This window comes from Haloferax sp. s1 (assembly GCF_058382125.1).
In genome coordinates this window covers 5,033-6,061 of sequence record NZ_JBZRPK010000502.1, presented here as the reverse complement: position 1 = coordinate 6,061, position 1,029 = coordinate 5,033, and the positions used below count along the sequence as shown (strand labels likewise).

The 1,029-nt window shown below is 63.9% G+C and carries 1 pseudogene; it reads right to left on the bottom strand.

Annotation, left to right across the window (positions count from 1 at the left end):
* Positions 1–1,029, bottom strand: a pseudogene (locus QT222_RS08035) (kinase anchor protein); the annotation flags it as partial.

Genomic DNA, 1,029 nt, shown 5'->3' with positions numbered 1-1,029 from the left:
GTTGGGCGCGGTGGTGAGCTTCTCGTGACGGAACGATGCGACTTCCTCGGAGGGGTCGTGGCCCTCGCAGTCGGCGGGGGCATGCCGGCCGAGGTATTCGGTCTCGAATAGCTTCATGAGAAGCGGGTCGGGGTAGACGAGCCCTTGTTCGGTCTCTAACTGCCCGTCCGAGGCCCACGCGTAGACGTGTTCGACGTACTCTTCGACCGTCTCGCGCTCGACGCCCTTCTCGGCGAGCAACGCATCGAGCACGTCGGCTTCCTGTTGCTCGAAGATGTGGTCTTCGACCATGTCGATGCGTCCCTCGTACTCCGAGGCCTCCGCGCGGGAGAACACGGGTGCGTCGGGCAACTCACCGACCATCTCGTCGAGCACGTCTCCGGGCATCACCACTGACGAGACATCGAGGTCAGGATGCCGTCGGTCGATGCGGTCGTGAAGCAGGTCGGCGATGACGTCGCGAGTGAACGTCACGGGAATCCCGTGTGTCCCCTCGCTGTCGCCGATGAACTCGAACGCGGACACCTCACGTCGCTGGTCGCCGACTTGGAGGTAGCCGCGGTCGAAGAGCAACGCCTTGTCCACGAGGTCGAATTCGAGTTCCGGGTCGCGAGGGATATCGTCGGGGTCCAGACGCGTCACGACGCTGTACAGCGCCGCCGCCTCGATGGTGTGCGGCGCGAGTTCGCGGGCCTGGACTTTCCCGGGACCCTTCCGCACGTCCAGTGTGACTGCTTCGGCGACGCGCTCGGCCATCGCCTCGGGGTCGTCGGTCCAGACGCTCGTCTCGTTCGTCAGTTCGCGCCGGATGAGTTCGGCCTCCAGCGAGAGGTTCGTCAGGTAGCGGAACTCGTGTTTATTGAGTCGGCGCTTGAGCGCCTTCAGCGGGTCGCGCCCGTTTCTATCGGCGAACTTGTCGAGTTCGGCGTCGTGGTCCGGATTCGAGATGATGACAAGCTGGGTGTCGATGTCCATCCCGATTCCCTTGTCCAGTTTCACGTGCCCCTCGTCGGGGACGTTCAGCAGCTT